Source organism: Terrabacter sp. GCM10028922 (assembly GCF_042666095.1).
Lineage (GTDB): Bacteria > Actinomycetota > Actinomycetes > Actinomycetales > Dermatophilaceae > Terrabacter.
Genome location: NZ_JBHTFG010000007.1, coordinates 182,967 through 191,738, shown reverse-complemented (window position 1 = coordinate 191,738; position 8,772 = coordinate 182,967). Strand labels below are relative to the sequence as shown.

Below are 8,772 nucleotides of genomic sequence, written 5' to 3'. Positions count from 1 at the left end.
AGCAATACCGAACGCGTCACCGCCCTTGCACCATGGCTCGAGCACTACAACACTGAACGCCGCCACAGCGCCCTGCGAGGTCACCCGCCCATCAGCCGACTGCAACCAACCTGATGGCCGGGTACATCTAGGGTCGTCGCAACGGCTGACTCCCAGTGGTGGCTGAGCGCCGTGAGGACCTCGGTCATGCTCCGCCGCCGGTCACCGCTCCGACGGACGGGACGAGGGTCAGCTTGGCCTCGCCGTCGACCGCCTCGACGAGGAGTTGCACCTTTTCGGCGGGCACGTAGATCTGCACCGACGTCAGCGAGCCGGACCCGAAACCGCCCGAGCTCGTCAGCACACCGGCGACCGCGGCGGCCTCGAGCACCTTGGTCGTCGTCGCCTTGGCCTGCTCGCCGGTCGTCGCGGCCTTCGGCGTGACGAAGACGTCCACCCGGCTGCCCCGCGCCAAGCCCGAGGTGGCCATGGCGTCGGCCCGGACGGTGACCCGCTGGACGCCCACGGTGTCGGCATCGCCGACGGCGGACACGGGCACGAGCTCGCCCGCGCGCACGTCCCGCACGATGAACGAGCCGACCGGGGCCCGCGCATCGGCGCCGAGGTAGGCGGTCATGCCGTCGGCGAGCCGCACGTCTGCGCGCACGAACGACCCCGCCTCGACCTCGTCGCCGGCCACGAGGTTGGTCGCGGCCACCCAGAGCGGCACCCGGTCGTCGGCGCTCGCCACCGCCTTGGCGCCCAGGGTCGCGGCCACGATGACGAGGAGCACCCCGACAACAAGACGGCTGTCCCGCCATGACGGTCTCTGCAGGCGTTTGGCCGTCGGTCTGGCCAGCTCGGTCATGGTGGGCCCCCTGTGGTGCGATGGCGGTTGGTGCGGAGCGCCGCCCGAGAACTGGACGACGCCGCAAACATCTTGCATCAGCGGGGTGCAAAGCGCCCGTTCGGGTGCACACCTGGGGATAACGGACGCCAGCGGCCGCACCTCTTCCATAGGATGAGCCCGGTGTCTCCCGGCCGCGCACGGGGTGCGGGCAGGTCGGTGAACCCCGTTTCGTGTGCTGACGCGCCAGGTCGGGTACGTGTGCGTCGAGGCCGTCATCACGACGGTGCCAGAGGAGGAGTCAGACGTGGCCCAGCGGTTCCTGCAGCTCGCCGAGGTGTCGGAGATCCTCAACATCTCCTCGGCTCAGGCCTACGCCCTCGTGCGCTCGGGCGAGCTGCCCGCCATCAAGATCGGCGGTCGGGGACAGTGGCGCGTCGAGGCGACCGAGCTGGAGAACTACATCCAGCGGATGTACGCGGAGACCAAGTCCTTCGTCCAGGCCCACCCGTTCGGCGGTGCGGGCGAGGAGTGACGGCCGCGCGCCGCTCGGCATGCGGCGCCGCATGAGCTCAGTGGATCCGGCGCACCGAGCCGAGTGACCAGAACGGCATGAGCACGCGTCCTGTGACGTTGGCCGTGCGTCGCACCTCGTCCGACGCATGCTCGGCCAGCTCGAGGTGGTCGGCGCCGACGACGTCGATCGTGCCCGTCGCCGTGTGACCGTCGAGGTCCGCGAGCTCGACAACGGCTCGGTCGCGGCTGACCGCACGCAGCGCAGCACCCATCCCGAAGCGTTTGGCCACGACGGACGGCGTGCGCGCCCCCGGGCCGAGACCGGTCACGCCCCGGACCGCGGCGAGCGCCACGAGCACGGGGCGCTGCGGGCCCGTGGCGACCAGCACCCAGTCCGGACCCACGTCGACGAGCGTGCCGGTGACGACTCGGCCGTTCAGCCGGAGGCACACGCCCGGAAGCGCGACGTTGGCGAGGAGCCGAGTGTGCACGTCGAGCAGGGCCCGCTCACGTCGCGTCCGGTCGGCGACCTCGGCGTCACGCTCGCGAGCGTCCTCGCCCGCGAGCTGTGCCTCGAGGTCGTCGAAGAGCTGGTCCCATCGCATGTGCACACCTTTCCCGGCAGGGCCCCGAGTGGCCAACCGAAGGCCGCGACCCGACGACCATACTTGACCAAACACACGCAAACTGCATTAAATGACATCATGCACAGGGGATCGCACGACATCGAGAGCTCGACCCGACTGCCCGTTCGCCCGCACGTCGGATCCGCGCGCAGCGACCTGCCGCGTGCACGCACCCGTGTCCTGGCAGGCGAGCTCGTGGGCGGCCTGCTCGGGCTCGGGGTCGCGGCACTCGCGCTCGCACTCCTCGGCACCGTGGCACGCCGAGGACCCGCAGTGGCCGCACGACCCGACGACGTGGTCCTCGCCGTCCTGGCGTGGGTCGGCGTCGGGCTCGCCGCCTGGCTCGGAGTGGGCTCGCTCCTCGCAGTCCTCGCGCTCCTTCCCGGCACTGCCGGCCGGGTCGCCGGGCAGGTCCGTGACCGGGTCACCCCTGTCGCGGTGCGACGGTGCTTGACCCTCGTCCTCGGCGCCTCGGTGGGCTCACTCGCTCTCCCCGCCGCCCCGCTCTCCACAGCGGGCTCTGGTCCGTCGGCGCGCGGCGGCGCCGCCGTGGCCGTTTCCGCCCACACCGTCCCCGGGTCGCCGGGCTCGCCGGCCGACCCGTCATTGTCTCCGGCGTTCGTCCCCAGCCAGCGTGGCCCGGGACTCACCGACGCCGCGGCCGTCGGCTCCGACGACCCCGGCTTCACGCCCTCACCGCGGCTGATCGCACCACCAGACCCTCTGTCCGGCAGCACGGCGGCTCGCACGACGGAGCAGATCGCCGGACCGGGATACGTCCCGAGCGCTCCCGCGCCGGTGCTCGACGCCGAGCGTTCGCGCCTGCTGGCCCCGACGCCCAGGATCTCAGCCGCCACTCACGACCTCGTGACCGTCCGCCGTGGCGACAGCCTCTGGGCGGTGGCCGCCCGGCACCTGGGCGCAGACGCGACCGACTCGCAGGTCGCCCGCGAGTGGCCCCGGTGGTACGCCGCGAACCGTTCGGTCATCGGTGACGATCCCGACCTGCTCGTGCCCGGCCAGCAGCTGCGGCCTCCAGGCCGAGCGGCCACCACGCCTGCCGTGACCCGCCCGTCCACCGACGGACCGCTGCACCCAGGAGCACGGCGATGACGCACCAGGCGACCCACACGAACCACCTCCCTCCCGGAGGGTTCACGGTCCGCCGCATCCCGCAGACTGCTCCGCGCATCATCAGCGCCGACGAGGCATGGCACGGCGAGCAGCCGTACGCCCAGGACGCCCTGGCTCTCGACTTCTTCGGCGCCCGCGACGACGAGGACTTCGGCCGCCAACCCACCCGCAGCCGGCTTCTCCCCGAGCCCGAGCCCTTCGTCGCGCGTCTGTCCCAGGCCATCATGGAGGTCGTGTCCGGCCAGCGCCCGGCGCCCCAGCTCATCCGGCACACGGCACCGACGATCTACTCCGTCATCGCACGACAGGCCATGGTCGCCGGCCGCCGTCGAGCTCCCGGCCCCCGGCGCTCCGCCGTGGTGCGTCGGGTCCGCGTGTGTGAGCCGGCCGACGGCATCGTCGAGGCCTGCGCGGTCGTCGTCGCGCACGGCCGCGTCCGTGCGCTCGCGCTGCGTCTGGAAGGTCTCGACGGGCGCTGGCTCGTCACCGCGCTCACGATCGGCTGATTCCGTCGAGGTCTCCACCGCAGCACCACGCGACAGCTCGACGGCCCGGCCACCGCTCCGGTGGCCGGGCCGTCGCCCGTGTCGTGCTCTCGTTCGTGCCGTTCGTGTCAGCGGCGCTTGCGCTTGACCTTCTTGCCGCGGCGGTCGGCCCTGCGCTCGACCGTCTGCTGGCCGCCCGTCTCGACGGCACGGCCGTCCTCGCCGGGCGCGCTGTAGCGCAGGGCGCCTGAACGCTGCCCGTCGGTGTCGAGGTCGACTCCGGACACGCGTACGCCGGCGCCGGCACCGAACGCCCGACCGCCAGCCGGGGCATCGCCGCCCTCCGGGGAGCCGGCCGCGCCGGTCGCGTCGTCGGGGGTCTGGCCCGCCGCGGTGAGGCCGCCGACGAGGTCGGCGACAGACAGCGGCGCCGCACCGACCGGCGTGGCGACGGGCTCGGGGACCTGGACCTCCACCGAGAAGAGGTGCGAGACCGACTCCTCCTTGATCGCGTCCATCATCGCCTCGAAGAGCTGGAAGCCCTCGCGCTGGTACTCGATGAGCGGGTCACGCTGGGCCATGGCCCGAAGCCCGATGCCCTCCTGGAGGTAGTCCATCTCGTAGAGGTGCTCGCGCCACTTGCGGTCGAGGACCGACAGCACGACCCGGCGCTCGACCTCTCGCATCGTCTCGGACCCGAGCGCCTCCTCGCGGAGGTCGTACGCGCGGTGGGCGTCGGACATGAGCTGCTCGCGAAGCAGCTCGGCCGAGATGGCCTGCCGGCCCCCGGCCATGTCCTCGACCTCCTCGATCGTGAGCGACACGGGGTAGACCTGGCGCATCGCGTCCCAGAGCTTCTCGAGGTCCCAGTCGGCGGCGAAGCCCTCCCCGGTCGCGGCGTCGACGTACGAGCCGACGACGTCGTTGACGAAGAGGCGCAGCTGCTCGTGCAGGTCCTCGCCGCCGAGCACAGCGCGGCGCTCGTCGTAGATGACCTGACGCTGACGGTTCATCACGTCGTCGTACTTGAGGACGTTCTTGCGGATCTCGTAGTTCTGCGCCTCGACCGCGCCCTGGGCCTTCTGGATCGAGTTCGTCACCATCTTGCTCTCGATCGGCACGTGGTCCTCCATGCCGGCCGTCTGCATGAACCGGTCGACGAGGCCCGCGTTGAACAGGCGCATCAGGTCGTCGTTGAGCGAGAGGTAGAACCGGGACTCGCCCGGGTCACCCTGACGGCCGGAGCGTCCACGCAGCTGGTTGTCGATACGGCGCGACTCGTGGCGCTCGGTGCCGAGCACATAGAGGCCGCCGAGATCGGTGACCTCCTCGTGCTCGGCCGCCACGTCCTGCTCAGCCTTCGCGAGGGCCTCGTCCCACGCCGCCTCGTACTCCTCCGGCGTCTCGTGCGGGTCGAGGCCGCGGCGCTTCAGCTCGGCCACCGCGCGGAACTCGGAGTTGCCGCCGAGCATGATGTCGGTGCCGCGACCGGCCATGTTCGTCGCGACGGTGACGGCGCCCTTGCGGCCCGCCTCGGCGACGATCGCGGCCTCACGCTCGTGCTGCTTGGCGTTGAGCACCTCGTGCTTGATGCCGCGCTTCTTCAGCTGCTGGGAGAGGTACTCGGACTTCTCGACCGACACGGTGCCGACGAGCACGGGCTGCCCGCTCGCGTGGCGCTCGGCGATGTCGTCGACGACGGCGTCGAACTTCGCGATCTCGGTCCGGTAGACGAGGTCCGGCTGGTCGACGCGGATCATCGGCCGGTTCGTCGGGATCGGGATGACACCGAGCTTGTAGATCGAGTTGAGCTCGGCCGCCTCGGTCTGGGCGGTGCCGGTCATGCCCGACAGCTTGTCGTACATGCGGAAGTAGTTCTGGAGGGTGATCGTGGCGAGCGTCTGGTTCTCGTTCTTGATCTCGACGCCCTCCTTCGCCTCGATGGCCTGGTGCATGCCCTCGTTGTAGCGGCGGCCTGGAAGCATGCGACCGGTGTGCTCGTCGACGATGAGGATCTCGCCGTTCATGACGACGTAGTCCTTGTCCTTCTTGAACAGCTCCTTGGCCTTGATGGAGTTGTTGAGGTAGCCGATGAGCGGCGTGTTGACCGTGTCGTAGAGGTTGTCGATGCCGAGCAGGTCCTCGACGCGCGCGATCCCCGACTCGAGGACGCCGACGGTGCGCTTCTTCTCGTCGACCTCGTAGTCGCCGCGGCCGTCCTCGCCCCGGTTGAGGCGAGCCGCGATGCGGGCGAACTCGACGTACCACTTGGTCGCGAGGTCCGCCGGACCCGAGATGATCAGTGGCGTCCGGGCCTCGTCGATGAGGATCGAGTCGACCTCGTCGACGATGCAGAAGTTGTGGCCACGCTGGACGAGCTCGGCGGGGTCCCACGCCATGTTGTCGCGCAGGTAGTCGAAGCCGAACTCGTTGTTCGTGCCGTAGGTGATGTCCTTGGCGTACTCGGCTCGCCGCTGCTCGGGCGTCATCTGGCTGAGGATGCAGCCGGTCTCCATGCCGAGGGCGCGGTGCACGCGGCCCATGAGCTCGGACTGGTACTCGGCCAGGAAGTCGTTGACGGTGATGACGTGCACGCCCTGGCCGGAGAGGGCGTTGAGGTAGCTGGGCAGGGTGGCGACGAGGGTCTTGCCCTCACCGGTCTTCATCTCGGCGACGTTGCCCTGGTGCAGCGCGGCGCCACCCATGATCTGCACGTCGAAGTGGCGCTTGCCGAGCGTGCGCTTGCTCGCCTCGCGGACGGCGGCGAAGGCCTCCGGGAGGAGCATGTCGAGCGTCTCGCCGTTGTCGAGCCGCTCCCGGAAACCCTTCGTCTCCTCGCGCAGCTCCTCGTCGGTGAGCTTCTCGAAGTCGGCTTCGAGGGCGTTGACCTGCTTGGCGATGCCCTGGAGCTTCTTCAGGGTCCGGCCTTCGCCGGCGCGAAGCAGCTTCTCGATGACGGCCATCTGGTGATCTCACTCCCGACTGAACGTGTGGACTCGCCCGGTGGGCGGGCTCCATCGCCCGCGATGCGTCACGGGACCCGCCTAGGCTAGCCGCCTTCCGGACACAACGACCAACGCACCGGCGGGCGACGCGGTTCCGGCCTTCGGCCCGGACCGCGACCGGAACAGCACAGGGGCCTCATGGCGTCCGCCCGAGCCGTGCCGCAGCCGCCCGGGACTCAGTCGGCCGGCACGACGACGTCCGCGAGACCGAGCCACGTGGCCATCGACCGGAGGTTGGTCACGAGGGCCGCCCGTGCCTCCGGCGGCGCGCCCGGCTCCCAGGTGACGCGGTGGCAGCGAAGCACGCCGGCGGGGCGGTCGGCCTTGAGGTCGCACCGTGCCACGAGCGCATCGCCGTAGAGGAACGGCAGGACGTAGTAGCCGTGTACGCGCTTCTCGACGGGGGTGTAGATCTCGATGCGGTAGTGGAAGTCCCAGAGCGCGTGGATGCGTTCGCGCTGCCAGACGAGCGAGTCGAAGGGGCTGAGCAGCGCCTCCGCGTGCACCCGGCGCGGGAGCCGAGCGTCGGCATGCAGCCAGGCCGGCTTCCAGCCCGGGACCGTCACGGGAACGAGCTCACCGTCGGCGACGAGGCGCGCGATCGCGGGTCGGGCATCCTCGCGTTTGATCCGGAAGTAGTCGGCGAGGCACAGCTCGGTACCGACGCCGTGCGCCCGAGCGGCGATGCGGATGAGCTCGAGGTAGCGGTCGGGATCGGCCTCCGGGCCCGGCCGGTGGCTCCACGCCGCGCGCTGCGCCGGCGGCGCGGTGGCCGACAGGGCGGCATACCTCCGCTCGAACTGGGTCGTGCGCCCGGCCGAGCTGATCCGCCCGGCCCAGAAGAGGTACTCGAGGGCCTGCTTGACCTCGGACCAGTTCCAGCCCCAGTGGTCGTTGCGGCGCGGTTGGTCGTGCTCGAGGGCAAGCTCGACCTCGCGCGTTGTCATGGGCCCGCGAGCCTCCACCTCGGCGAGGACGAGGTCGACGAAGTCGGGACGTTCGGCCAGGATCCGACGCATCCCGCCCCAGGCCTTCTCGGCGGCGGCCCGCATGCGGAAGTCGAGCAGCGGCCAGGTGGCCGGCGGCACGAGGCTCGCCTCGTGCGCCCAGTACTCGACGAGCCGCCGCGGCGCACGGTCGCGCGCCCGGTCGAGCAGCGTCGTGTCGTACGGGCCCAGGCGCGAGAAGAGCGGGAGGTACTGGCTGCGGGTCAGCACGTTGACGCTGTCGATCTGGATGACTCCCACGCGCTCGACGACGCGCTGGACGTGACGCATCGTCGCCGCGAACGGCGCGGGCCGCGGGTCCAGGAACCCCTGGGCCGCGATGGCGACCCGCCGGGCCTGGGCGCGCGTCATCGTGCGCGTGACAGCGGTCATGGACGGCGCTCCTCCCGTTGCAGCCGGTCAGTCCGGGTCGATGAGCCGCTGGCGCACGGCATACATCGCCGCCTCCATGCGCGAGTGCATCTGGAGCTTGTCGAGGATGTTGCGGATGTGGTTGCGCACGGTGTTCTCGGAGATGAACAGCTCGCCCGCGATCTCGCGGTTGAGCCGTCCGCGCGCGACGAGCCTCAGGATGCCGAGCTCGCGGTCGGTCAGCCGCGGCAGCTCGAGGCCCGGCGTGGGTGCCGGCACGGACGCGCGCTGGCTGATCTGGGCGAACTCCGTGAGCAGCTTGGAGGCCATCATCGGCGAGAGCAGCGACTGTCCGTGGAAGACGCCGCGTATGCCGACCGCGACCTCTTCCGGCGGGACGTCCTTGAGGAGGTAGCCGTTGGCGCCGGCTCGGACCGCCTCGAAGAGGTTGGACTCGTCGTCGGAGCTCGTGAGCATGAGGATGCGCGCGGACGGGACACGCTGCTTGATGACGCGACAGGCGTCGATACCGCCGCGCTTGGGCATCCCGACGTCCATGACGATGACGTCGGGCAGGGTCTCCTCGGCCTGGTCGACGGCCTCCACCCCGTCGGCTGCCTCGCCGACCACCTCGATGCCTTCCTCGGTCGCCAGGACCGTCTGCAGCCCGCGGCGGTACAGGGCGTGGTCGTCGACGATGAGGACACGGATGACGTCGGGCGGCGGGTTCACCGGTCCATCCTGTCAAAGACCTCGGACAGCAGCCCTGCCGGAGGGAGACGCGCGCTCTTCGACCGAGACGCTCGGGACCGCTGACGACAC

Annotated in this window: 9 protein-coding genes; 4 read left to right on the top strand and 5 right to left on the bottom strand. The window is 70.8% G+C overall.

All coding sequences use genetic code 11. From position 1 onward, the window contains the following. Positions 1–114: integrase core domain-containing protein (locus tag ACFQU3_RS08385; protein ID WP_385908620.1), on the top strand; the 114-nt coding region annotated here is incomplete at its 5' end. Positions 115–184: 70 nt separating this feature from the next. On the opposite strand, the gene ACFQU3_RS08380 is transcribed toward ACFQU3_RS08385, so the two are convergent. Beyond that, positions 185–847, bottom strand: a complete 663-nt coding sequence (locus ACFQU3_RS08380; protein ID WP_385908607.1) for a hypothetical protein — start codon at positions 845–847, stop codon at positions 185–187. Positions 848–1,133: 286 nt separating this feature from the next. On the opposite strand from ACFQU3_RS08380, the gene ACFQU3_RS08375 reads away from it, so the two are divergent. Next, positions 1,134–1,361, top strand: a complete 228-nt coding sequence (locus ACFQU3_RS08375; RefSeq protein ID WP_142184595.1) for a helix-turn-helix domain-containing protein — start codon at positions 1,134–1,136, stop codon at positions 1,359–1,361. Positions 1,362–1,398: 37 nt separating this feature from the next. On the opposite strand, the gene ACFQU3_RS08370 is transcribed toward ACFQU3_RS08375, so the two are convergent. Further along, a complete protein-coding gene (locus ACFQU3_RS08370) occupies positions 1,399–1,947 on the bottom strand; it encodes a hypothetical protein (RefSeq protein WP_385908605.1) in 549 nt (182 codons plus the stop codon). 99 nt (positions 1,948–2,046) lie between these two features. Between ACFQU3_RS08370 and ACFQU3_RS08365 the strand changes: the two genes are divergently transcribed. Together ACFQU3_RS08365 and ACFQU3_RS08360 are read left to right on the top strand one after the other, a co-directional pair. Further along, a complete protein-coding gene (locus ACFQU3_RS08365) occupies positions 2,047–3,081 on the top strand; it encodes a LysM peptidoglycan-binding domain-containing protein (protein WP_385908603.1) in 1,035 nt (344 codons plus the stop codon). Further along, positions 3,078–3,608: an Rv3235 family protein gene (locus ACFQU3_RS08360; protein WP_385908601.1), complete on the top strand. Its 531-nt coding sequence runs from the start codon at positions 3,078–3,080 to the stop codon at positions 3,606–3,608. Before ACFQU3_RS08365 ends, ACFQU3_RS08360 begins: the two co-directional genes overlap by 4 nt. Before the next feature lie 107 nt (positions 3,609–3,715). On the opposite strand, the gene secA is transcribed toward ACFQU3_RS08360, so the two are convergent. From secA to ACFQU3_RS08345, 3 genes are all read right to left on the bottom strand, one after another. After that, complete coding sequence (secA, locus tag ACFQU3_RS08355; protein ID WP_385908599.1) at positions 3,716–6,550, bottom strand: preprotein translocase subunit SecA; 2,835 nt, start codon at positions 6,548–6,550, stop codon at positions 3,716–3,718. 218 nt (positions 6,551–6,768) lie between these two features. Then, positions 6,769–7,971: a winged helix-turn-helix domain-containing protein gene (locus ACFQU3_RS08350; protein WP_385908597.1), complete on the bottom strand. Its 1,203-nt coding sequence runs from the start codon at positions 7,969–7,971 to the stop codon at positions 6,769–6,771. A 27-nt stretch (positions 7,972–7,998) separates the two neighbouring features. Further along, positions 7,999–8,682 carry a response regulator gene (locus ACFQU3_RS08345; protein ID WP_385908595.1) on the bottom strand — a complete coding sequence of 228 codons (684 nt, stop codon included), beginning with the start codon at positions 8,680–8,682 and terminating at the stop codon, positions 7,999–8,001. Between the last annotated feature and the right edge of the window lie 90 nt (positions 8,683–8,772).